23 protein-coding genes are annotated in these 23,915 nt (G+C 55.6%); 11 read left to right on the plus strand and 12 right to left on the minus strand.

The genetic code is table 11. The features are described from left to right. The first annotated feature begins 203 nt into the window (after positions 1-203). Genes AC2CGP_RS15015 through AC2CGP_RS15040 form a run of 6 tightly spaced genes read left to right on the plus strand, consistent with a single transcriptional unit; the run spans position 204 to position 7,899 of the window. On the plus strand, positions 204-2,714 hold the full coding sequence (locus tag AC2CGP_RS15015) for a DUF2345 domain-containing protein (RefSeq protein WP_484502384.1): 2,511 nt from the start codon (positions 204-206) through the stop codon (positions 2,712-2,714). Then, positions 2,714-4,855 (plus strand): T6SS effector phospholipase Tle3 domain-containing protein, encoded by a 2,142-nt coding sequence (locus tag AC2CGP_RS15020; RefSeq protein ID WP_475702350.1) that lies wholly within the window; start codon positions 2,714-2,716, stop codon positions 4,853-4,855. Before AC2CGP_RS15015 ends, AC2CGP_RS15020 begins: the two co-directional genes overlap by 1 nt. 9 nt (positions 4,856-4,864) lie before the next feature. Continuing rightward, positions 4,865-5,560, plus strand: a complete 696-nt coding sequence (locus tag AC2CGP_RS15025; protein ID WP_032710191.1) for a T6SS immunity protein Tli3 family protein — start codon at positions 4,865-4,867, stop codon at positions 5,558-5,560. A gap of 2 nt (positions 5,561-5,562) precedes the next feature. Next, on the plus strand, positions 5,563-6,249 hold the full coding sequence (locus AC2CGP_RS15030; protein WP_475702349.1) for a T6SS immunity protein Tli3 family protein: 687 nt from the start codon (positions 5,563-5,565) through the stop codon (positions 6,247-6,249). Between the two features lie 13 nt (positions 6,250-6,262). After that, entirely contained in the window at positions 6,263-6,520 is a 258-nt protein-coding gene (locus AC2CGP_RS15035) for a PAAR domain-containing protein (protein WP_045412213.1), read from the plus strand. Beyond that, positions 6,520-7,899: a hypothetical protein gene (locus AC2CGP_RS15040; RefSeq protein ID WP_045411904.1), complete on the plus strand. Its 1,380-nt coding sequence runs from the start codon at positions 6,520-6,522 to the stop codon at positions 7,897-7,899. The genes AC2CGP_RS15035 and AC2CGP_RS15040 overlap by 1 nt, the downstream gene beginning before the upstream one ends. A gap of 96 nt (positions 7,900-7,995) precedes the next feature. On the opposite strand, the gene AC2CGP_RS15045 is transcribed toward AC2CGP_RS15040, so the two are convergent. Beyond that, on the minus strand, positions 7,996-8,118 hold the full coding sequence (locus AC2CGP_RS15045; protein WP_015367255.1) for a small membrane protein: 123 nt from the start codon (positions 8,116-8,118) through the stop codon (positions 7,996-7,998). Between the two features lie 265 nt (positions 8,119-8,383). Here AC2CGP_RS15045 and AC2CGP_RS15050 point away from each other — a divergent pair, with 265 nt between their 5' ends. Together AC2CGP_RS15050 and agp are read left to right on the plus strand one after the other, a co-directional pair. Continuing rightward, positions 8,384-8,608, plus strand: coding sequence for a hypothetical protein (locus AC2CGP_RS15050; protein ID WP_015704988.1), 225 nt, complete (start codon positions 8,384-8,386; stop codon positions 8,606-8,608). 442 nt (positions 8,609-9,050) lie between these two features. Then, positions 9,051-10,298 carry a bifunctional glucose-1-phosphatase/inositol phosphatase gene (agp, locus tag AC2CGP_RS15055; RefSeq protein ID WP_484502385.1) on the plus strand — a complete coding sequence of 416 codons (1,248 nt, stop codon included), beginning with the start codon at positions 9,051-9,053 and terminating at the stop codon, positions 10,296-10,298. 66 nt (positions 10,299-10,364) lie between these two features. Here agp and AC2CGP_RS15060 read toward each other — a convergent pair whose 3' ends face one another. Both AC2CGP_RS15060 and wrbA read right to left on the minus strand, forming a co-directional pair. Continuing rightward, a complete protein-coding gene (locus AC2CGP_RS15060; protein ID WP_015367252.1) occupies positions 10,365-10,592 on the minus strand; it encodes a YccJ family protein in 228 nt (75 codons plus the stop codon). A 20-nt stretch (positions 10,593-10,612) separates the two neighbouring features. Beyond that, entirely contained in the window at positions 10,613-11,209 is a 597-nt protein-coding gene (wrbA, locus tag AC2CGP_RS15065) for an NAD(P)H:quinone oxidoreductase (protein ID WP_015367251.1), read from the minus strand. A 391-nt stretch (positions 11,210-11,600) separates the two neighbouring features. Between wrbA and AC2CGP_RS15070 the strand changes: the two genes are divergently transcribed. Both AC2CGP_RS15070 and AC2CGP_RS15075 read left to right on the plus strand, forming a co-directional pair. After that, positions 11,601-11,774 carry a con-10 family general stress protein gene (locus AC2CGP_RS15070; RefSeq protein ID WP_015367250.1) on the plus strand — a complete coding sequence of 58 codons (174 nt, stop codon included), beginning with the start codon at positions 11,601-11,603 and terminating at the stop codon, positions 11,772-11,774. A gap of 157 nt (positions 11,775-11,931) precedes the next feature. Further along, complete coding sequence (locus AC2CGP_RS15075) at positions 11,932-12,858, plus strand: DMT family transporter (RefSeq protein ID WP_032707741.1); 927 nt, start codon at positions 11,932-11,934, stop codon at positions 12,856-12,858. 37 nt (positions 12,859-12,895) lie between these two features. On the opposite strand, the gene rutG is transcribed toward AC2CGP_RS15075, so the two are convergent. Genes rutG through rutA form a run of 7 tightly spaced genes read right to left on the minus strand, consistent with a single transcriptional unit; the run spans position 12,896 to position 18,318 of the window. Next, entirely contained in the window at positions 12,896-14,218 is a 1,323-nt protein-coding gene (gene rutG, locus AC2CGP_RS15080; protein ID WP_045386339.1) for a pyrimidine utilization transport protein G, read from the minus strand. Positions 14,219-14,239: 21 nt separating this feature from the next. Further along, positions 14,240-14,734 (minus strand): NADH-dependent FMN reductase RutF, encoded by a 495-nt coding sequence (gene rutF / locus AC2CGP_RS15085; RefSeq protein ID WP_020079167.1) that lies wholly within the window; start codon positions 14,732-14,734, stop codon positions 14,240-14,242. Between the two features lie 10 nt (positions 14,735-14,744). Continuing rightward, the gene (locus tag AC2CGP_RS15090; RefSeq protein WP_020079166.1) at positions 14,745-15,335 is read right to left on the minus strand and encodes a malonic semialdehyde reductase; all 591 of its coding nucleotides are present in this window, start codon (positions 15,333-15,335) and stop codon (positions 14,745-14,747) included. Next, entirely contained in the window at positions 15,332-16,135 is an 804-nt protein-coding gene (rutD, locus tag AC2CGP_RS15095) for a pyrimidine utilization protein D (protein WP_020079165.1), read from the minus strand. The genes AC2CGP_RS15090 and rutD overlap by 4 nt, the downstream gene beginning before the upstream one ends. Continuing rightward, positions 16,132-16,524: a pyrimidine utilization protein C gene (rutC, locus tag AC2CGP_RS15100; protein ID WP_020079164.1), complete on the minus strand. Its 393-nt coding sequence runs from the start codon at positions 16,522-16,524 to the stop codon at positions 16,132-16,134. The genes rutD and rutC overlap by 4 nt, the downstream gene beginning before the upstream one ends. After that, positions 16,517-17,227, minus strand: coding sequence for a pyrimidine utilization protein B (gene rutB, locus AC2CGP_RS15105; RefSeq protein WP_047058261.1), 711 nt, complete (start codon positions 17,225-17,227; stop codon positions 16,517-16,519). The genes rutC and rutB overlap by 8 nt, the downstream gene beginning before the upstream one ends. Then, the gene (gene rutA, locus AC2CGP_RS15110) at positions 17,227-18,318 is read right to left on the minus strand and encodes a pyrimidine utilization protein A (protein ID WP_020079162.1); all 1,092 of its coding nucleotides are present in this window, start codon (positions 18,316-18,318) and stop codon (positions 17,227-17,229) included. The genes rutB and rutA overlap by 1 nt, the downstream gene beginning before the upstream one ends. Before the next feature lie 284 nt (positions 18,319-18,602). Between rutA and rutR the strand changes: the two genes are divergently transcribed. Then, positions 18,603-19,241 (plus strand): HTH-type transcriptional regulator RutR, encoded by a 639-nt coding sequence (gene rutR, locus AC2CGP_RS15115; RefSeq protein WP_015367241.1) that lies wholly within the window; start codon positions 18,603-18,605, stop codon positions 19,239-19,241. Here the strand turns inward: rutR and AC2CGP_RS15120 are convergent. Then, a complete protein-coding gene (locus AC2CGP_RS15120; RefSeq protein ID WP_032707747.1) occupies positions 19,238-19,633 on the minus strand; it encodes a lysozyme inhibitor LprI family protein in 396 nt (131 codons plus the stop codon). The two genes, rutR and AC2CGP_RS15120, sit on opposite strands and share 4 nt — an antisense overlap. A 165-nt stretch (positions 19,634-19,798) precedes the next feature. Next, positions 19,799-23,761, minus strand: coding sequence for a trifunctional transcriptional regulator/proline dehydrogenase/L-glutamate gamma-semialdehyde dehydrogenase (gene putA / locus AC2CGP_RS15125; RefSeq protein ID WP_484502386.1), 3,963 nt, complete (start codon positions 23,759-23,761; stop codon positions 19,799-19,801). Positions 23,762-23,915: the final 154 nt, after the last annotated feature.

Raw genomic sequence — 23,915 nt, forward strand, 5'->3', positions numbered from 1 at the left:
TCATGGAGCCCTTTTTAATGACTTGAATATCTGCTTTACCCCATCTTTTTTTGTCGATTTTAAATGAACGGATTTTATTTCCGCTGTGAATATAATGGGCCGGTAATATTATATATTATGGGATAATAAACTTATATTTTAATTTTGTGTTGCTGGGCGTATTATTTTTGGTCAGTGCTGTGTTATCAAAAGGATATTTGGTTATGACAGAACAAACTAAAATAATTCAATTACAGGATACATTAAACCGTTATTTGCTTTACTTTCCGCGAAGCAAAAGTACGGCTGTCGATGTGCATTCTTTTATAGGCGAAGAGACGCTCAGTAAACCGTATCGTTATATCATCCGTTTTACCAGTGCCGATGACAATATCCCCGCCGGAGCTGTTCTCAATCAGATCGCGCAGTTTTATCTTCGGGCACCTAATCCGAACGCGCGTTGGCAGAGCGAGGCAGCCTGGTTGCTGGTACGCCAGATTAACGGCGTTATAGCACAATTTACCCGCCTGAAGTCGTCCTCAGATGAGGCGCTTTATGAGTGCGTGCTGGAGCATGAGCTTGCGCTGCTGGATAAAAATTATCGCTCAGCGGTGTATACGGATGTCACCGTGCCGGAAGTTGTTACGCAACTCATGAAAAATAGCGGCTACTTCAAAGGGTATAATATCGATTTCGACAGGCTGAGTTACACCTACCCTCGAAGGGGAATGATTATTCAGTGGAAAGAAACGGATCTGCAGTTTATTCGTCGGCTGTTGGCTGAAATTGGCATCTGGTTTCGTTTTGAGAATCACCATAAGGTTCAGACGGAAACCGTGGTGATTTTTGCTGATTCTGACAGTCGATACATTTACCGCGATAAAAAACTCCCCTACGTCCGCTATTCCGGGATGACCAGCTATGACGAGTATGTGACCGATCTGGAAGAACAGCACTCGCTGGTTCCTGAACAGGTATTAGTACGCACCTACAACTATCGCGATCCGTATTCTCCACAAGCTGTTAAAACCATTATCAATAATGATATCCCGGAGGGGATTACGTCCGGGGGAGAGTATCACTACGCCGATCATTACCTCGCAGACGGCGATTTTCACGCAACAGAAGCTGAGACAGCCACGTTTTACGCCCGCCTGCGCTATGAACGTCTACTGAATGAGCAGAGCCGGCTCAGTGCAACAACCAGCGATCCGGCGCTGCGGCCTGGCGTTATGTTTCATCTTACTGGGCCGGTACCAGACGGCTTCAAACCGGGTTTTTTGATTACCACCATGACGATTACGGGCAGTCGAGCCCGGCATTATCACGCGCAGCTCGCCGGCATTCCGTATCTGTCAGGATACAACTTTCGACCAGAGTATCTGTCGCGACCTGTCATTGCCGGTACGGTGCCCGCGCGGGTGGCCTCTATCGGAAGGGATAAAACGTATGCCGGGGTGGATGCCAGGGGGCGTTACTGCGTGAAGTTTGATTTTGATCTCAATGAAAAACGCAGCGGCTTTGAAAGCGCACTCGTCCGGCTGGGCAGGCCTTACGCCGGCGACACTTACGGTTTTCATTTTCCGTTGCTGGATGGGACGGAAGTTGCCATTGCCTTTGAAGGTGGCGACCCGGACAGGCCTTTCATTGCGCATGTGATGCATGACGGCGCTCGCCCCGATCTGGTCACAAACCGTAATGATACCCGCAATATTATCCGCACGGCAGCGCTGAACAAAATCCGTCTGGAGGACCGCCGGGGTAAGGAGCATATCAAGATTTCGACGGAGCACGGCAAGGGGCAACTCAATCTGGGCCACCTTGTCGATGCGGAAGGAAAAAAACGCGGGGAAGGGCTGGAGGCCCGTACCGATGACTGGATGGCTTTGCGTGCGGCAAAGGGGGTGATGATCACCACGCAAGCGCAGCCGCGGGCCCAGGGGCAGCAGTTGGATATGACCGCCGCGATTACGCAACTGGAAAAAGCGCTCTCGCTGGCAATGACATTGCAACAAAGCGCACTGACGGCCGGCGCCAGTAATGTGGATACCGATCGGCAAAATACGCTCGGCCAGACGCTGAATAGACTCAGCGGTGCAGCTCTGCTGACCTATGGCGGGCAAGGACAGGCGCATGTGACCCCGGAAAGTCTGCAACTGTCCGCCGGACAGGATGTGATTACGACGGCAGGTCGTCACGCCAGTATGAACGTGATGAAGAAATTCTCGCTGGCCGTTGGCGAAACACTCTCATTGTTTGCCCGCAAGCTAGGTATTCAGATGGTTGCCGGCGCCGGGGATATCACCACGCAGGCGCAGCGCGGCGCCATACATATGCTCTCTCAGCAGGATTTTACGCTAACCAGTTCGGACGGGAGACTGCATGGCAGCGCCAAACAGGGCATACAACTGGTGTGCGGAGGCGGCGGGATCCGTATCAGCCCTGATGGCCAGGTTGAGATTTTCTCTCCTGTCGGGGTCGATATTAAAGGGCCGAATCTCAGGTATCTGGGGCCAGAAAGCGCGCAGGTGCAAGCACCTGCCTTTGATAAAGGAACCTTTACGCGTCGCTATCAACTGCATGCTTCTGACGATCCGGAACAGGTTCTGGCGAATCGTCCTTTCAGGCTCAAGAGCTCAACCGGCGAAGTGCTCGAGGGCGAGACGGACAGCAATGGTTGCTCTCCATTGCTCGATTCGGCCGATCTTGATTCGTACAAACTGGAGGTACTGTAATGGCTGGCGAGAAAAAGAGGCCGTATTGCCCGCGTATTGTGTCCGAGAACGATGTGGGAGTGCATAAATCACTGGGGCTGGAGGCGAAGACCTGCAGGGTTGGCATTCCCCGACCGATGCCGGGGATAGTGATTTTGGTCCATGGCGTGAACGACGTCGGCGAGGCGTACCAGAATCAGGAGAAGGGGATTATTGCCGGACTGAAGAAACGGCTTAATCGGCCGGATTTTTACGCCCACGTATGGAAAGACTACCGAATCACCGTTCCCGGCCGTTCACCCATCATCCCGTTCTATTGGGGGTATAAGCCTGTCACTCATGCGGATTATGTGGCAGATCAGAAACGCTATCGTAATGAAGTAGGAAAGCTGAGGGACCAGGCCCATCTGCCGTTCGACGCCTATCAGGAAGATAATGAGGCTAAAAAAGCCAGCCTGGGGAATGACGGAAAAGGTGCATTTAAGTACCAGAACGACAACTTTGGTAATGCGCTGGAAGCGAACTTTGCCAAAGGGGGCGGGACCTTTGCGAATGCGACTACCACGATCCCGGATATGTTAGGGCCGGGGGCGGGAGGGGTAGCGTTAGCCGCAGCTGGATTTAGCACGCTGTACATGAACGGCGGTGATTTTACGCACCCTATTTTCCCTAATCCACATCGTATTTATCAGTTTTTTGCCGCGCAACGTCTGGCCGATTTGATCCTGACAATCCGAAGTGAGCCAGTGACGGAAAATGATGTGATTAATATCGTTGCGCATAGCCAGGGCACAATCATTACCATGCTGGCGAATATGCTGGTAAAACAGGCCGGAAGCCAGCCAGTTAACTGTGTCATTTTGAATCACTCGCCGTATTCGCTGGAAGGGCGTCTGAGTGAAGATATTCAGCCCGGGCATCACCAGACGGATAACGCCCGGCAAACGACCTTTAAAAATTTTTGTGCGTTGATGGCAACTCAGTACAAAGGCGGTGAAATATCAGAAGCTAACTTGCTGGCAATGGAAGGGGCCTGTACGTTACGAAAAGCGTCAGATAGCCCACTGCGGCAGGATGAAAAGTACCGTCGGGACAATAATGGCAAGGTCTATAACTATTTCTGTCCAAACGATGGCACGGTATCGCTGAAGAATATTCAGGGAATTGGCTGGCGGGGGATCCCCAGGAACATAGCCAGTGCTATTCCCAATCTGTATCAACGGGTGTTCTATCAGCATGGGCAGACCGGAATCGCCCCGACCGGGAAGCCTTTTGAGTTACCGCCATCACATAAAGGGGATGCGGAATATAGCTCTCTCACCAACACGGCTTATACCGCGCATGATGTTGTCGTTAATGGAGAAGAACTGCCGCAGCCGTTCGTCTTTAAACTGCAGGGGCAGGATAACCATCCGGACAATGATCCGAAAACGAGCGATAAACCGTATACCGCGTATATCGATCCGGACAGTCCGGATGCCTATATCTCCTATTCAGCAAAAGCCTACGCTATCAAACGAACTCGCAGCGCCACCTATTCGCTTAGCCGTTACGCAAGCCTGAGTTGGCACCCTGGCCATATTCTGACGGCGGATGAGCTGAAAATGGAAAGCTATGAGCGAAAGGTAGAAGTTATTCATGGTGAGGTCATTGGAACGAAAGACTTTTCTCAACTTACGCTGACATGGCTTAAACCTCGCGAAGAGCTTGAAAACGAATGGCAGAAAGCCGACCCGGTGGGTTACAGCCAGCACTCATCGATCGTTATGAGCGAATTTGCCCCATCCCATGCTATGGCGTTTGACCTGGCAATTGGTCCATGTCGTTCATTTGACTATAAAGCGGGTAAGTTCTGGGAAGATCTACTGCATCGTGCAGACTGGCGCGATCCTTTGAATGGAAATATCGCGGCTAAAGAATATTACCGTACAGGGAGGCTTCCGGGGGCTCAGACAAAGAATCATATGAATAAGCCGGATGAGGTGCTTCCACATGGCAATTATGGGGTGTTAAACGAATTTAACAATGCGACCAGGGTGAGGCCATCCCGCGACCTGGCTGCCGGTAATCAGGAAGTGGCAAACCTGCAGTGGGAGATGCCGAAACCCAAAAGTGACAGGGAACTGGGTATAGGAAACCAACGGTCAGCGTTCGATATCTAGGGAATATTTATGAAGCAGAGATACACATCAGGGACTGTTCTGGCGGCCATGCTTATGGTCGTTGGATGTCAGGCGCAACAGCCGCCGACGCAGGTCATTTATCGTTTCGATGACCACCGTTATCTGGAGCTGAAGGGGTGGGACTGTGAAGGTGAGCTTTGGTATACGGATAGCCAAAGGAAAATTCACTCGCAAATATACTCGCAGTTTTATCGCGTTTTCACCAGGAAGTTAGTCCATCCATCAGAGCGATACATCGCCATTATTGGTTGGGGGGCAGATGGTTTTCGAATATCAAAGGATTATGGTCAAACATGGTCCGATGCTCATTTTTCTCCGGGGCATAATGAGCCAAATGGCGATAATTACGCGCCTTATGATGACGTTCTCTCTTTCACCGTCGTCAACGACCAGGGTTTTTTGCAGACCAGGCACCGCCTGTATATGTCGTCCAAACCGTTCGACGATCCACGTCTGGCGGCTGGTGGCCCGGGTATCCAATATGTCATTGAAGGGGAAACTCACACTATTACCCCCCAGTTTCCCGGCTGGTCATGGGGGATGGTTTATATGACCAAACAAGGACTTGAGAACGATACGGCAAAATACCACACCAATTACCAGGGACTCCCCGACAGAGTACCCGAAGTAAAAGGCTACACCGGCTGGGATCGTATGCGTTGTGATATGGATGCGGGGAGATAGCCATGAAAGGATTATTCACCGCTCTGGCGGCCATGCTTATGGCCGTTGGATGTCAGGCGCAACAGCCGCCGACGCAGGTTATTTATCGTTTCGATGACCACCGCTATCTGGAGCTGAAGGGGTGGGGCTGTGAAGGTGAACTCTGGTACACGGATACACTGAGGGGGATTCATACCGAGCCGGTAAGTCAGTTCTATCGAATTTTTACCAAAAAATTTATCCACCCTTCTGATCGCTATATTGCTATTCCTAACTGGGAAATAGATGGGTTTATTGTCTCGAAAGATAACGGTCAAACCTGGAGTCCTGTCGGATATTCGCCGGGTTATAACGAGCCGGATGGGATGAATTCTCCCCCTCGAGATGATGTTCTCTCTTTCACCGTCGTCAACGACCAGGGTTTTTTGCAGACGAAGCACCGACTGTATATGTCGTCCAAACCGTTCGACGATCCGCGTCTGGCGGCTGGTGGCCCGGGTATCCAATATGTCATTGAAGGGGAAACTCACACTATACCCCCCCAGTTTCCAGGTTGGTCATGGGGGATGGTTTATATGACCAAACAAGGGCTTGAGAACGATACGGCAAAATTCCACACCAACTACCAGGGACTCCCCGACAGAGTACCCGAAGTAAAAGGCTATACCGGCTGGGATCATATGCGTTGTGATATGGATGCAGGACGTTAAGGGAGCAAAAATAATGAAAGGTGTCATTAGGTTAAATGATCCGCTGGCGGGCGGAGGAAAAGTGATCACATCATCTGGTGCTGAATTTATGGGAACCCCTGTCACCCTGAAAGGTGACAAAGTTCAGTGTGCTACGCACAAAGGGACTTTCGCTATTACTGAGTGCCACCCCTTTTGGACGATGAACGGTCGCGGTGTGGTGGTGGATGGCTGTAAAGCTGAATGTGGATGCGCGATACGAACGACGCTACAAACTGTGGGAGCGGTGTAATGGAATGGTGGCTATATTCTGAGCAGGAAGATATTCAGGATGAGATGCCTGTATTGGCTGTCGTGATGATTTATGTAGCGCTTATCGCGGTATGCCTGTTTATACAGGCGCTAGTCTGGCCTGAAAATAAACCTGTCACGTTTGAGTTCTTCATTCCTTCCGTATTACTTCCTGCCTGTGTTTTGACCACGATATTGTTCTTCGTGAAGATGGTATTGAGTGCGACAGTGTGTTACGCAGAAATACGCAAATATATTGCCAAATCCTGGGAGGTGGAGCTTAAAACCTATGCCCGAAAAAATATCGCGCTAGCCGCCTGGACTGCTCTAACCCCTTTAGAACAGCCTGCGCTCAATATGCTGAAACTGGAAGGGGAGTTTCCGTTAGCGCCGAAAACCCCACTCAGGATAGAAATTGAAGATCTTTTCGAGCAGACCCGTAATGAGCAAATTTTCACGAAATTGCTTACCCCAATAGCTATGATGTTGAACGGTAATAATTACCGCGGAATTGAAATTATCGTCTGGGTACGTGGGGGAGATAATTTCTGTGTAGATGCATTGAGGAGGGTGCTGGAGCATCTGAATATCCCTAACGCCAACGCCTGTGAAATCGAATACCTTACCGAGTGTCCGGAGTACGGCATGGTGGATAAATGGATCGCTGCGCCCGATGACAACGTCATTAACCGAATCGTCATTACTGTCGATATGCATGAAGAAGATAGCGATTCTAAAAGCATGGAAAGCGCCTGTGCGTTTTTGTTCACTAATCACTATGTCAGAGGAGCAGGCGAAAAGCCGGTATATCTTTATCAGCCGATGTCCGGCGTTACTGATGTAGAAGAAAAGATGCCGGTCTATCTGGAGGTTAAGTCCGTTACTGCACCTAAAACACTGTGGTATACAGGATTGTCCAGAGTGGATAAATACCCATTATTGCAGGCGTTAGATGCAAAAAATCTGGCGTCAGAACGCCTGGATATGGAGGCCTCACTAGGGGAAAAGAGTGCCGGTTATCGATGGCTGGCTTTGGCGCTGGCTGCCGATGCCGTTAGGTATGCGCAAGGCGAGCAGCTGGTGGCGACATCTGAAAATAACAAGTTTGCTATTACTTCCTTGTCTTCAAAGAAGACGAATTTACCCGACAAAGCTAAGTGGGGCCATACGATACCGCCAGTTGTGCACAGCGTTATAGTATCGGGAGGCCTGATGATTTCGTGGCTGTTTTATAATGTGAGTTTTACGCCTAAACCTGAACATATCTCTACGCTGTGGATCGTGGCGAGTATAGTCATTCCTGCAATTATCGCTTTTGGCGCTGGTTTGTCATTGACTGTTTTAGCCGTCAATAAGGCATATCAACATATGGGGTATTGAGCTGAATCTTATTGTATAGACGGGAAGAAGCCGACCGTGAGATCGGCTTCTTCCCTGGTAATACGCAGCCCGGGTGTAAAGATTGGCAAAGTGAAGTTATTTCTTTTTTTTATCGGTTGGCAACTGACCGGCGCGACGTTCTTTGATGTAAGACACCAGGCTGTAAACGGCGACACCCAGTAGAGCGATCGCCACGATAAAGAGCAAGAAACCCGACATAAATTAACCTAATAATTTGTTTAAACAGAAGAAAAAATAACGCCTCACGAAGACGATAACATCGGGATGTTTCCGAAAGATGACCTAAAAGTGCCAAAGGCATCCAGCATGGCTCAGTATGTTAAAATATTGATGGTGTTAATGTATTGTGACGCTATGTGCGCGCCTTAGCGTCTGATGTAACACTCCGTTAAGTCATTTTACAGACGGATGGGATTGCGGCTGTTACGCTAACCGTTGAATGAGAATTTTCTGAGAGTAATGCATGTTTAAAACAAGTCTCGCCGGCCTGCTTGCTTCGGCGCTTATGCTGACGGCTTTTGCCAGTTGGGCGCAGTCGGAAAGCCAACAGGTTCGCGAACGAATTGTCGAGCAGGTGTTAAAACCCTGCGAAGGTAAAAAGGCCGGGGATAAAGTGGTGATGGTCGACCGCCGGGGCGGCGAACATGAAGCGATTTGTACGCTGGCGGCGGTGCCATTACCGGAATAGGTAGCCGCTTTCGCCACTCCCTCTGCGACACTCATCCTGACTCTGTTTTATGCTTTCGGTAGCGGTTAAGATCATACCAACTGAGGTACTCGCGGGTTATGGCTTGCGCTTTATCCGGGCGACCTGCCGTTAATTTATTCACCATGCAGGCTGAAACTGCCGGTGTTGCGGCCTCAAATCCCCGGTGGCGCTGCCGCTTACCGGGGCTACAGCGCTGTGCGATTTGGTAGCCCGGAGAAGGCGCAAAGCGCCGCGTCCGGGAAAACTCCTTAAGAAAGTTGCCAACCGATAACCGTATCTACGGTCCTGAATCTGCCGCTCCCGGCCATCTCTGAAGTGTTAAAAAAGCGACCGACGCCTCAGTTTGTGAGCCATTGCCCGCAAAAATGTCATAAATCCGTCACAATGATGGCGATGATAATAAATGACTGAGGATGAAGGGATGAAAAAAAGTCTACTCGCCGCCGCGGTGGCCGGGGCCGTATTGTTATCCGCCGGCGCCCAGGCGCAGGACGCCGTTGCGCCGGAAGGGTATCAACTGCAACAGGTGCTGATCATGAGCCGCCACAACCTGCGCGCGCCGCTGGCCAATAACGGCAGCGTACTTGAGCAGTCGACGCCGAAATCCTGGCCGCAGTGGGATGTACCAGGTGGCCAGTTGACCACCAAAGGCGGCGTGCTGGAGGTCTATATGGGCCACTATATGCGTGAGTGGCTGGCGCAGCAGAAGCTGGTGACCAGCGGCGAATGCCCGCCGGAAAATTCCGTCTACGCCTACGCTAATAGCCTGCAGCGCACCGTCGCCACCGCGCAGTTCTTTATTACCGGCGCTTTCCCTGGCTGCGGGGTGCCTGTGCATCATCAGCCGCAGATGGGAACGATGGATCCCACGTTCAACCCGGTCATTACTGACGATTCAGCCGAATTCGCGCAAAAAGCGGTGCAGGCAATGGAAAAAGAGCGTCAGGGGATGCAGCTCGCTGAGAGCTACAAGCTGCTGGAAGATATGACCGACTATCGTAATTCGCCATCCTGTAAAGAAAAGCATGTCTGCTCGCTTAGCGACGGTAAAGATACCTTTAGCGCCAAATATCAGCAGGAGCCAGGTGTTTCCGGGCCGCTGAAGGTCGGTAACTCGCTGGTGGATGCCTTCACCCTGCAGTACTACGAAGGTTTTCCGAAGGATCAGGTGGCGTGGGGCGAAATTGCCAGCGATAAGCAGTGGCAGGTGCTGTCAAAACTGAAAAACGGCTATCAGGACAGCCTGTTTACTTCCGCGGAAGTGGCGCGCAACGTCGCTAAGCCGCTGGTCAAATATATCGATAATGCGCTGGTGGGCGATGGCGCCGCTAAGGCGAAAGTGACGCTGCTGGTCGGGCATGATTCCAACATCGCTTCGCTGCTGACGGCGCTGGACTTTAAACCCTACCAGTTACCCGGCCAGTATGAGCGCACCCCCATCGGCGGCAAGCTGCTGTTCCAGCGCTGGCACGATAGCGGCAGCAATCGCGATTTAATGAAGATTGAGTATGTCTATCAAAGTACTGAACAGCTGCGCAACGCGGATGCTTTGAGCCTGCAATCTCCACCGCAGCGGGTCACGCTGGCGCTTAACGGTTGTCCGGTTGATGACCAGGGATTCTGCCCCTTGGAGACGTTCAAAAAGGTCATGAACGAGGCGGCAAAATAAAACAAAAAACCCGGAGCAGTCCGGGTGATGAATGAGCGCGGGCGCAATGCCCGCGCAATTGCGCTATCAGACGTTTTTACGTTCGATGGTCTGTTCGCCCCAGAAGAGGCTGTCTTTATCGGTTTTGGCGAAAGCTCGCGACAACACCTCATCGCTGCCTTCTTCCCAAATTTTCTCCGCCAACTTTTCATCGTAATTCGCGAGTTCGAAAATGGCTTCGGCGATTTCCAAAGAGGTATTACGTAAGCTTGCCCATTCGCCCACGTGGTGGGCCTTCGCTTCTTGATTCGGCATGCAACTCCTCCTGTTGAAGGTTAGCCGTGTAATTTCACAGCTACATTGGCGACGTGCTCACCCTGGTAGCGAGCGATAGCCAGCTCTTCCTGGCTTGGCTGACGGGAGCCGTCGCCGCCTGCGATGGTGGTTGCGCCATATGGCGTGCCGCCGCGCACCTGGGAGACATCAAATAGCTCCTGCGCGCCGTAGCCAATCGGCACAATGATCATCCCATGATGGGCAAGGGTAGTCCAGGTTGAGGTAATTGTCTGCTCCTGGCCGCCGCCGGTACCGGTTGAACTAAAGACGCTGGCGACTTTGCCATACAGCGCGCCGGAAGCCCACAGGCCGCCGGTCTGATCCAGGAAGGTGCGCATCTGTCCCGACATATTGCCGAAACGGGTAGGGGTACCAAAGATGATGGCATCATACTCCGCCAGTTCCTGCGGTGTGGCGACGGGCGCATTTTGTGTTTTCCCGCCTGCTTTGGCAAACGCTTCAGCCTGCATAGTTTCCGGCACGCGCTTCACAACCACCTCAACGCCGTCAACTTTATTTGCCCCTTCGGCAACGGCATGAGCCATGGTTTCGATGTGTCCATACATGGAATAATAAAGCACCAGAATTTTAGCCATTTGCATCACTCCTCGGTTGCGTAATTGTCCAGCCAAACGACTGGCTACCTATAAAGATAAGACCTGTGGCGCAGAGTGCAAATCCAACAAACATTTGTTTGATTTATAACAAAATGGCAAAGATTAATTTGCAACATGCCTCGTAGCAAATAGATACATTTTGCGCAGGGCTGATTTCAGCTGTAAGAAGAAATGCTTAGCGGTTGCGATCGCCGCTGGCGTCTGGTTTTGACGATTAAATGTTGCGGAATGTGACTATTTGCTTGGGGAATGAGTTTCATTTACTACGCTTATAAGCACGCGATGCATAATGGCCATGCCATATGCCGCGGGGGCTTAGGCCCTGAACTCACCTAATGCAATATGATGTCAAACCCAATGGAGGTCAGTAATGGCAAACCATCGTGGCGGTTCCGGCAATTTTGCCGAAGATCGTGCCAGAGCATCAGAAGCAGGTCGTAAAGGTGGCCAGCACAGCGGGGGGAACTTTAAAAACGATCCTCAACGCGCCTCGGAAGCTGGCAAAAAAGGGGGTAAAAATAGTCACGGCAATCGCAATAGCTAGCCGGGACTGTCTTTTATGATGCGGTGTTAATCTCCCCCGACCCTGCCGCATCACCCTCGCCGCCGACGTATGTCGGCGGTTTTTTTGTCTATGGGTGTTGCTTTCGGCCTGAAGCGCCTGCGAAACTGGTTAGCTATTTATTGCTATTGGTCGCCTCATGTCTTCGCTCAAACTCTCGATAACGCCGCAGGAACTGATCCTGATTGTGATCACCATGTTCTGGGGCGGTACCTTTCTTGCCGTACAGTACGCCGTGAACTTTAGCGGGCCGTTTTTCTTCGTCGGTCTGCGCTTTGCCACCGCCGCGCTGGCGGTGGCGCTACTGTCGCTGCGTACGTTACGCGGCCTGACCTGGCTTGAGGTTAAGGCCGGTGTGGCGATCGGCGTGGCGATTGCGCTCGGCTACAGCCTGCAAACCTGGGGCTTACAGTCCATCTCCAGCAGTAAATCGGCGTTTATTACCGCCATGTATGTGCCGCTGGTGCCGCTGTTGCAGTGGCTGTGTCTGGGGCGCATGCCTGGCGTCATGTCCTGCGTGGGCATCGTGTTGGCGTTTATCGGGCTGATCCTGCTGGCGGGGCCGGAAAACAATCTTCTGGCTTTGGGGATTGGCGAAATGATTACCCTGGCAAGCGCGGTGGCTATCGCTGCCGAAATCATTTTAATCAGCGCGTGGGCGCGTCAGGTCGATGTGCGACGGGTGACGGTAGTACAGCTGGCGACCGCCTCGCTGGTGGCTTTTGCCGCGATGGGGCCTGCAGGGGAGTCTATCCCGCCGATGCGCCCGGAACTGCTGGCCGTCGCGCTGGGACTCGGAATTTTCAGCGCCATTATTCAGGTCACCATGAACTGGGCGCAGCGTAGCGTATCGCCTACGCGGGCGACGCTGATTTACACCGGCGAGCCGGTTTGGGCTGGCGTGTTTGGTCGTATTGCCGGCGAGCGTCTGCCGCTGCTGGCGCTGGTGGGCTGTCTGTTTATTCTCGCCGGAGTGCTGGTCAGCGAGCTGAAGTGGAAGAAAAAATCGCGGCCGCAGATTGCAGCAGAGGAAGCGCCAGAGCTTGCCGAGCGGCGCGAACCCTAATTATGGCCCCGGCGCACGTCGCCGGGGCGAACCCTCGTTATATCGTGGTGGCTTTTGCCACCTTTTCCTGATGCTGACGGCGGTTAAGCAACGCATGCAGTAAAATAGCGCCGAAAGTCGCCGTCCCAATCCCTCCAAGGCGAAAGCCCCCCAGCGATAAAGTAAAATCGCCTGCGCCCAGAACCAGCGTCACCGCTACCATGATTAAATTCGCATTCAGGCTGAGATCGACCCGATTCTGCACCCATATCCGCGCCCCGGTGACCGCAATCAAACCAAAGACCACGATTGACGCGCCGCCAATGACCGGGCCTGGGATCGTATGAATCAGGGCGCCGAACTTGGGAGAAAAACCGAGCAGGATGGCGATCAGCGCCGCGGCGACAAACACCAGCGTTGAATAGACTTTGGTCACCGCCATAACGCCGATGTTCTCCGCATAGGTGGTGACGCCGCTACCGCCGCAGGCGCCGGAAAGCAGGGTCGCCAGCCCGTCGCCGACAAACGCGCGCCCCATCCAGGGATCCAGATTGCGCCCCGTCATTCCCGATACGGCCTTTAAATGCCCCAGGTTTTCCGCCACCAGAATGATGGCCACCGGCGCAATCAGCAGCATCGCCTGGCTGTCAAAGGTGGGGGAAGTCAAGTGCGGGACGCCAAACCACGCCGCCTGGGTGACAGGGGCAAAATCCAGCGGTTTACCAAGAGCGAATCCGTTGGCCAGCAGCGCATAGAGCGCACAGGCGATAATAAGCCCCACCAGGATCAGCAGACGCTGCAGCAGTCCTCGGGTAAAGACCGCGACGGCGCCGATACAAAGCACCGTCAGCATCGCCATCCAGCTGTCGAAGGCGTTGGCGGAAACGCTGTGCACGGCAATCGGCGCCAGGTTAAGACCGATCGCCATCACCACCGCGCCGGTTACCGCGGGTGGCATCAGTCGCTCTATCCAGCCGGTGCCGATTTTCATCACCACCAGACCGATCAGGGTATAGAGCAGCCCGCAGGCGATAATGCCGCCGAGGGCGATGCTGAGATGAGGATTCAACCCCTGGCCCGTAAAGCCGGTCACGGTGATGACCACGCCGACGAAGGCGGCGCTGGAGCCAAGATAGCTCGGTATCCGGCCGCCGGTGACGACAAAGAACAGCAGAGTGCCCACCCCCGACAGCAGGATAGCCAGGTTGGGGTCAATCCCCATCAATAAAGGCATCAATACGGTCGCGCCAAACATCGCCACGGCGTGCTGCACGCCCATGATCAGCGTTTGCCCGGCGGATAAACGTTCATCCGGGGCGACAACGCCGGCATCTGCGGCGGGGGTGGTTAACTGCCAGCGAGGAAAATCGAAGAGTGCCATGATGATATCCCGGGTGAGAGGTTAACAAACGGGCCGCATAAGCGTGTGATAGCCGCGGTCAAACCACATCAGGCCGCGCGGTTCCGGCTGGCGGGCGATAGCTACAACCTGGCAAAACAGAATGTCATGGGTGCCGACCTGTAGCCGCTGGTCGATGCGGCAGTCGAAACTGACCAGCGCCTCTTTCAGCCGCGGGCAGCCGGTCGCGCCGGTTTGCCAGTCGGCGGCGGCAAAGCGCTCATCCATTGCCGTTTTACCGCCAAAGAGCGTCGACAGGGCCTCCTGTCCGGCCGCGAGGGTATTGACGCAAAGGGCCTGATGTTCGCTGAATACCGGCCAGACCGAAGCCGAACGGTTGAGGCACACCAGCAGCGTCGGCGGGGTATCGGTTACGCTGCATACCGCGCTGGCGGTAAAACCGGCGCGCCCGGCAGGCCCTTCGGTGGTGATAATGTTGACCGCCGCGCCGACATGGGCCATGGCGTCACGAAAACTGTGTTGATCCGCTACGTTCATTACCGTCTCCTTATGCCAGCAGGCAGGCTTCATCAAAACTCAGGCGCGGCAGCCGGTCGTACAATTTGCCGGGGTCGCCATAGCCGATATTCACCAGTAGATTGCTTTTCCAGCCGCTGTTGGCGAAAAACGCCGCATCGACTTTCTCGCGGTCGAACCCCGACATCGGGCCGGTGTCGAGGCCCAGCGAGCGGCAGGCGAAAATCAGATACGCTGCCTGCAGCGAGCTGTTGCGAAAGGCGGTTTCCTCGGCCAGCTGCGGACTGGAAGTAAACCAGCTCCGGGCGTCGCCGTGCGGAAACAGCGCGGGCAGGCGCTCGTAAAACGCGTTATCCCAGGCCACGATGGCGGTGACCGGCGCCTGCATGGTTTTTTCCACATTGCCGCTGGAGAGCGTTGGGCGGAGTTTCGCTTTGCCCTCGGCGCTGCGCACAAAAACGATTCGCGCCGGTGAACAGTTGGCCGAGGTCGGGCCCAATTTCATCAGGTCGTAAATTGCCCGCAGTTGCTGGTCACTAACCGCGAGATCCCGCCAGCCGTTGTAAGTTCGGGCATGGGTGAATAGGGTCTCGCAAGCCTTTTGGTTGATTGCTTCGCTCATATATTCTCCTCGGCGACCGGCAGCAGGGTCGTCAGGCCGTCGCGTAAAATAGGGTTAAAAGTGTCGCTGTCGGTAACGTTACAGGCATGGCCGCCCCAGGCCATTTCCACGAGTCGGCTACCGGGAATCGCCGCCTGCAGCATTCGCGAGCAGGAGGCGGGGACCAGCAGGTCGTCGGTGGCGCTGATGATGAGCGTCGGGCAGGCGATAGCCGCCGCGCGGCGCGAAAAATCCGCCTGTTTCAGGGCCTGCAGCCTTTTCAGTAGATTCTCCTTGCCCTGGAAATGGCTAATAGCCAACGCGTCTTCCGCTTCAAGACGCGGCAGGCGGGCCGCCATCCACTCCGCCGGATAGAGAAACAGCGGCTGAGCCTCGACCCACGCCTGGGCGCCGCCGGCATGCAGCAGGCGTTCGCGGACCTGAAAGCAGCGGCGGGTATGCGGGGAAAGCGTTAGCCAACCGTTTACCAGCACCAACGCGCTGACCGCGCGCGGATAGTCGAGCGCCAACTGCATCCCAATCAGCGCCCCCAGGGCGTGGCCAACCAGCGCGAAGCGCATGATGCCCGCCGCCTGCAGGGCGCTGAACAGCTCCTGCGCCATCGTCGCCATGCTGTAATTTTCCGGCAACGGGCCGCGGTTCTCCCCGGTACCGTTATGGTCATAGCACACCAGTTGATAATGCTGTTCCAGCGCCGCCCGCTGCGCCAGCCAGTACGCGCTACCCCCGCCAAGCCCGGCGCTCAGCACCACCACCGGCGCGCCGGGCCACGGCGGCGGGGCGATATTGAGCCTCATCATGTTGGAGTACCGATATGGGCGACGCTGGCAATTTCCACCAGCGCATCGGGTTTCACCAGCCCGCACTGAATACAGAAACGCGCCGGTTTATCACCGGGGAAAAACTCGGCGTAAACCTCGTTAATCGCGGCGTAATTTTGCCAGTCGGTGATAAAGATACTGTTGAAAGTCACATCCGCCATACTGCCCCCCGCCGTTTCGATAACGCTTTTGATAATCTCCAGCACGTGACGGGTTTGCGCCTTTGGGTCGCCGGGGTAGAGCACATTGTTTTGCTTATCGAACGGCAGAGTGCCGGAGACATATACCACTCCGTCGGCGAGCGTCCCTGGAACAAAGGGGGCAATCGGCGTAGCGGTGCCGGGGGGAATAATCACCTGTTTAGGCATAGCGTTTCTCCTCGGTAAAAGCGAGCGGGGCTTCGGGTTCTATGGCGCGACAGAAGCTGCCGACGTCGCTGACCCAGCCGAAAAAGGTTTCAATGTTGAATAACGCCGCCTGTTGCGCGAAGACGGGACCTGCCTGATGGGTGGCATCCTCCAGCACCACGCCGAAGTATTCGAGGAAGAAACCATCGCGCAGCGTCGATTCGACGCAGACGTTGGTGGCGATGCCGGTGAACACCAGGTGGCGAATACCGCGGCTGCGTAGAATGCTGTCGAGCGGGGTATTGAAGAAACCGCTGTAGCGCGGTTTCGGCAGGACGATATCGCCCTCCCGGGGCCGTAATTCGTCAACCAGTTGATAATCCCAACCGCCTTTTGCCAGCAGCTTGCCCTGTAGTTCCGGGCGTTGGCGCATGGTCTTCAGCGCGTTAGATTTATGGTAATTCGGCGAGCCGGGGCCGCCGGCTTCCACATACTGTTCGTCCCAGCCATTCTGGAACCAGATAATTAACATGCCGGCGGCGCGGGCGGCGGCCACCGCGAGATTAATATTATCGATAACCGGCCGGGTGGCGGAGACGTCAAAACCGGCGAGATCCAGGTATCCGCCCTGGCTTGCATAGGCGTTTTGCATATCGACCACGATCAGCGCGCTGTGCTGCGGCGACAAAGTCAGCGATTCCGGGCGAGCGGGAAGGGTAATCATCAGGCCACCTCGCGGGTAATGGGATCAATATGGTCACGGCAGCGCATCAGCGGCTGAATACGTTCGCCGAAGGCGTCAATGCCCTGCAGGAAATCATCGAAGGTCAGCAGTACGCCGTCGGTACCGGGGACCGCCGCCACCTCATCGAGCATACGGGCGACGTTGGCATAGGAGCCGACGAGGGTGCCCATATTGATGTTGACCGCGGAGGTGGGGTCGGCCATCTGACGGACGTTGGTATCGCTGCCGGAGCGGGTATCTTTCTGGCTCTGTTCGGTCAGCCAAGCCAGCGCCTCTTCATCCGCGCCGGCCTTGTAGTGTTCCCATTTAGCGCGAGCCGCTTCGTCAGTTTCGTCGGCGATCACCATAAACAGCACGTAGGAGCCGACCTCGCGGCCGGTTTTTTCCGCCGCCTGCATCATACGTGCGGCGGTGGGCGCGAAGGCGGCGGGGGTATTAACCCCTTTGCCAAAGCAAAAGTTGTAGTCGGCGTGTTGGGCGGAAAACGCCATGCCGGCGTCGCTTTGCCCGGCGCAGATAACCTTCATCGGCTGCGAGGGCCGTGGGCTAACCCGGCAGTCGTTCATGGTGAAGTAATCACCTTTAAAATCGCTGCGCCCGGTCCCCCACAGATCGCGCAGAACCGTAACGTATTCAGTCAGGTAGTCATAGCGGCTGGCGAAGTATTCATCGCCGGGCCAGATCCCCATCTGGTCATATTCCGGTTTTTGCCAGCCGGTCACCAGATTCACGCCAAAACGTCCGCCGGAGATAGAGTCGATTGTCGAGGCCATGCGGGCGACGATAGCCGGAGGGAGCGTCAACGTCGCGGCGGTGGCATAAATCTCGATCTTCGAAGTCACCGCCGCCAGACCGGCCATCAGGGTGAACGATTCCAGGTTATGATCCCAGAACTCGGTCTTCCCTCCGAAGCCGCGTAGTTTGATCATGGAGAGCGCGAAGTCGAAATGGTAGTGCTCGGCCTTCTGAACAATCGCCTTATTCAGTTCGAAGGAGGGCATATACTGCGGTGCATGGGTGGAAATTAACCAGCCGTTATTACCAATGGGAACGAAAACACCGATTTTCATAACTACCTCTCTGTCGTCATGGAAGATGAAATTGCGCGGTGCGGCATCCTGCCTCTCCCCGAACCACCTCGCAGCGGAAATAAAGCAAAGGTAATGCCAGTTTTAAAAAAGTGTTTGTTATTAATGTGTTGTGAAATGGTTACTGGATTTAAGGATAAAAATGTGGACCGAATGGTCAAAATCAGTGCACGAAAAAACGGCAGTCATGCGCGATTGGAGTGCGCAGGGTCGTGTCGGCGAGGGGCTTTTGCTATGCTGAAGACGACTACTGAAGGAGAAGACGTATGGCACAGGGCGCCGTGAAAAAAACCGGCAAGCGTTCACAGGCGGTGAGCGCCAAAAAAGAGGCCATTCTGGCCGCTGCGCTGGAGACCTTCTCGCAGTTCGGCATTCACGGTACGCGGCTGGAGCAGGTCGCTGAACTGGCCGGCGTATCTAAAACCAATTTACTCTATTACTACCCATCAAAAGAGGCGCTGTACGTTGCCGTACTGCAGCGGATCCTCGCTATCTGGCTGGCGCCGCTGCGGGCATTTCGCGAAGATATCAGCCCGCTGGTGGCGATCCGCGAATATATTCGCCTCAAGCTTGAGGTATCGCGCGATCATCCTCAGGCTTCCAGGCTGTTCTGTCTGGAGATGCTGCAGGGGGCGCCGTTGCTGATGGGCGAACTGACCGGCGATCTGAAGGCGTTGATAGATGAAAAGTCGGCGATAATCTCGTCATGGATTGATAGCGGCAAGCTGGCGGCGGTCGATCCGCAGCACCTTATCTTTATGATCTGGGCGACAACACAGCATTACGCCGATTTCGCCACTCAGGTGGAGGCGGTAACCGGCGCAACGCTGCAGGATGAGTTGTTTTTCCAGCAAACCGTGGATAACGTGCAGCGGATGATTATCGAAGGGATCCGCGTACGTTAATTAGCTGGCGGCAGCGGGCAGTTTTGGTCGCCGTCTTCGCACTGAAGTAGCGAGGCGAGGAAGGCCTCGCGCTCGACGCTCTTATCGGTCATGCACTGGCTTATCAGCATCGGTTGCATACTGCCGCCTTCCGCGCCGGAAGCGAGAAACGCGCAGTCGGCGTCACGCAGGGAAATCCACGCCTGCTGGGCTTTTTTCAGCAATTCCAGCTGTTGGCCGGAGGCGCGTTTCAGCGCCTGTTGCCAGGTCTCATTCAGCTTTTTATCGGCCGCCTGATATTGCGCGGCGGCGCACTGATTCATTTCGGTTTGCGTGTTGGCGTTGCTACAGTCATCCGCCCACGCCGCGCCGCTGGCCAATAGGGCAGCGGCGGCAATTAAAGTGCGTTTCATCGTTCTACTCCCATAAAAAAAGCTCCCGTCCGGGAGCCTTAATTAGCACAGCTGTGGTCGGCTGTCATTAGTTGAACGCGCCGTAGATTTCCCGGATGGCGGCCGGGCTACCCTTTGGCGGGGTTATGTAGCCCCGGTAAGCGTAGCGCCACCGGGGAGCCCGTTTTAGCCGATGGTCATCAGGCTGGCGTTACCGCCTGCCGCGGCGGTGTTGACGCTCAGCGAACGCTCGACATACAGGCGCTCCAGCAGCAGATTGGTTTCGCCGCGGGCAAAGCCCTGCACCGATACAATCGCCCCGTCGCGCGCCGCCACCTGCTCACACAGCTCGCGCAACTGATCGGAATCACCGTGATAAATGACCGCGTCGAAAGCCTGGCTGGTCAACTGATCCGCTTTCGCAAAATGAATGCGCTCGCTGACCTCACGCGGCAGTTTCTTCGCCAGTTCGCGCTGCAGGGCGCTATCCGGCCACAGCACTTCACAGCCAACCGCCATTGCCGCAGCCAGTTGAATCAGCGCGTCCTGCTCGTTATCCGCCACGCACAATACGCGCTCGCGCGGCATCAGCGTCAGGGTATTGCGCTCGCCGGTTGGCCCTGGCAGCAGACGTTGGGTGCCGCTTTGCGCCAGATCGCTGTATTGCTGACACAGCGCCTGCAGTTCAGGACGGCCAGCCGCCCACTGCTGCAGTGCCTGCAGCGGTTTTTCCAGCAGCGTTTTCAACTGGGCGTCCAGCGGACGCTCCGCATCCTGGCGGGCGAAAGTGACGCCGACCGCGTCCTGCGGGCGACTGGAGAGCAGACGATACAGGTACAGCGGGCCGCCGGCTTTCGGACCGGTACCCGATAACCCTTCGCCGCCGAACGGCTGTACGCCGACCACCGCGCCAACCATATTGCGGTTGACGTACAGGTTGCCGACTTTCGCGCTGCCGGTGACCTGAGCGATGGTTTCGTCGATACGGGTATGCACGCCGAGGGTCAGACCGTAGCCGGAGGCGTTAATCTGCTCGACCAGCTTATCCAGTTCGTTACGGTTATAGCGCACCACGTGCAGAACCGGGCCAAAGACCTCTTTTTTCAGTTCGTCGAAGCTCTCGAGTTCGATAAGCGTTGGCGCCACGAACGTACCGTGATTCCATTCGCGGGCATCTTCGCTATTTTCACGTACCGCCTGGAAGACATTACGGCCTTTCGCGCGCAGCGCCTGAATATGGCGCTCGATATTCTCTTTGGCTTCCGCGTCGATTACCGGGCCGATATCGGTGGTCAGACGACCCGGATTCCCCATCCGGCATTCGCTCATCGCGCCGCGCAGCATGGTTAACGTATGGTCGGCGACTTCTTCCTGCAGGCAAAGCACGCGCAGGGCGGAACAGCGCTGGCCGGCGCTGTCGAAAGCCGAGGCCAGTACGTCGATCACCACCTGCTCGGTGAGCGCCGACGAGTCGACGATCATCGCGTTCATGCCGCCGGTTTCCGCGATAAGCGGCGTCGGACGGCCCTGCGCATCAAGGCGGTTAGCGATGTTGCGTTGCAGCAGCGTCGCTACTTCGGTCGAACCGGTAAACATTACGCCGCGAACGCGTTCATCTGAGGTTAGCGCGGCGCCGACGGTTTCCCCGCGGCCCGGCAGCAGTTGAATCACCCCCGGCGGTACGCCGGCTTCCAGCAGAATCGCTACGCCTTGCGCGGCGATAAGCGGCGTCTGCTCGGCCGGTTTGGCCAGCACGCTGTTGCCTGCCGCCAGCGCCGCGGCAATCTGGCCGGTGAAGATCGCCAGCGGGAAGTTCCACGGGCTGATACAGACGACCGGGCCTAATGGGCGGTGGGTTTCATTATCGAAATCGTCGCGCACCTGACCGGCATAATAGTGCAGGAAGTCGACCGCTTCGCGCACTTCAGCAATGGCGTTGCTGAAGGTTTTGCCAGCTTCGCGCACCAGGATCCCCATCAGGGTCGGCATCTGGCTTTCCATTAACACGGCGGCGCGCTCAAGAATGGCGGCGCGTTCCTGCGGCGGGGTGGCGAACCAAATTGGCGCGTTATTGATAGCGCTGGTCAGCGCCAGCTGCACTTCGGCATCGCTGGCTTCGCGGACGTAGCCGACGATATCTTTCGGTTCCGCCGGGTTGATGACCGGCTGCATTTCGCCTTCGGCCACCGGCTGCTCCAGCATCGGTAGCGCCTGCCACTTGTGCAGCGCGCTGTTAAGCAGCGAAGAGGAGAGGGAGGCCAGACGATGTTCGTTAGCCAGATCCAGACCGGCGGAGTTGCTGCGGCCGAGACCGTACAGATCGCGCGGTAGTGGAATTTTCGGATGCGGCAAGCCGGCCTGGCCTTCCTGCTGCGCCAGTTTTTCGACCGCGCTGACCGGATCGGCCACCAGTTCATCCAGCGGCAGGGTATTATCCGCGATACGGTTAACGAAGGAGGTATTGGCGCCGTTTTCCAACAGACGACGCACCAGATACGCCAGCAGCGTTTCATGGGTACCGACCGGCGCGTAGATACGGCACGGACGGTTTAGTTTGCCGTCGGCGACTTTGCCCACGACCTGCTCATACAGCGGTTCACCCATGCCGTGCAGGCACTGGAACTCATACTGGCCAGGATAGTAGTTTTGCCCCGCCAACTGGTAGATAGCCGCCAGCGTATGGGCGTTATGGGTGGCAAACTGCGGATAAATCAGGTTCGGTACCGCCAGCAGCTTCTTGGCGCAGGCGAGATAAGAAACGTCGGTGTAGACCTTACGGGTATAAACCGGATAGCCTTCGAGGCCTTCCATCTGCGCGCGTTTGATTTCGCTATCCCAATAGGCGCCTTTCACCAGGCGGATCATCAGGCGACGACGGCTGCGGGTCGCCATGTCGATCAGCGAATCAATCACAAACGGGCAGCGTTTCTGGTAGGCCTGGATAACAAAGCCGATTCCGTTCCAGCCGGCCAGCTCCGGTTCGAAGCACAGTTTTTCCAGCAGATCGAGGGAGATCTCCAGACGATCGGCCTCTTCGGCGTCGATGTTAATACCGATGTCGTACTGGCGCGCCAGCAGCGTCAGCGATTTCAGCCGCGGATAGAGCTCTTCCATGACCCGATCATACTGCGCGCGGCTGTAGCGCGGGTGCAGCGCGGAAAGTTTAATCGAGATCCCCGGCCCTTCATAAATGCCGCGGCCGTTAGAGGCTTTGCCGATGGCGTGGATCGCCTGCTGATAAGAGACCATATAGGCCTGCGCATCGGCGGCGGTCAGCGCGGCTTCGCCAAGCATATCGTAGGAGTAACGGAACCCTTTCTCTTCCAGCTTGCGGGCGTTAGCCAGCGCTTCGGCGATGGTTTCCCCGGTGACGAACTGCTCGCCCATCAGGCGCATCGCCATATCGACGCCTTTGCGGATCAGCGGTTCGCCGCTCTTGCCAATAATGCGGTTCAGCGAGCGGGAGAGGCTGGTCTCGTTATGCGTCGACACCAGTTTCCCGGTAAACAACAGTCCCCAGGTGGCGGCATTGACGAACAGCGATGGGCTGCGGCCGATATGCGATTGCCAGTTGCCGTTGCTGATTTTGTCGCGGATTAGCGCGTCGCGGGTGGCTTTATCCGGAATACGCAGCAGCGCTTCGGCCAGGCACATCAGCGCCACGCCTTCCTGTGAGGAAAGCGAGAACTCCTGCAGCAGGCTTTGCACCATGCCGGCGCGGCCGCTGGCGGTTTTCTGGTTGCGCAGTTTTTCCGCCAGCTGGTAGGCCAGCTTGTGCGCCTGTTCGCCTAACGGCTGCGGCAGACGGGCCTGCTCCAGCAACATCGGTACCGCATCGGTTTCCGGGCGACGCCAGGCCGCGGTGATCGCCGCGCGGCTGACCGACTGCGGCAGAATTTGTTCGGCGAATTCGAGGAACGGCTGATATGGCTCATCCGCCGGAGCGCCGGCTTCATCACTTTCATTGGCGGCGCCGGAAAGGAGCGCCGGCAGTTCCGGCAGCGTCTCGTCGTTTTCCAGCTTTTCCAGATAGTTGAAAATGGCTTGTTTAATCAGCCAGTGCGGCGTGCGGTCAATACGGCTCGCGGCGGACTTAATGCGTTCGCGCGTGGCGTCGTCAAGTTTTACACCCATGGTAGTGGTGCCCATTGCGGGAACTCCTGTTAGCTATGTAATGCCCTTTTATTGGTTGCGTAGAAATATCACCTATGTTGCAACTTTGTGCAACCTTGTTAATTGTGACCTGGCTAGCAAGCTGAGAAATGAATGAATTGTTAATAGTCTTGATAAGAATTTCCAATAA

Source organism: Klebsiella sp. SYXHC3 (assembly GCF_057196925.1).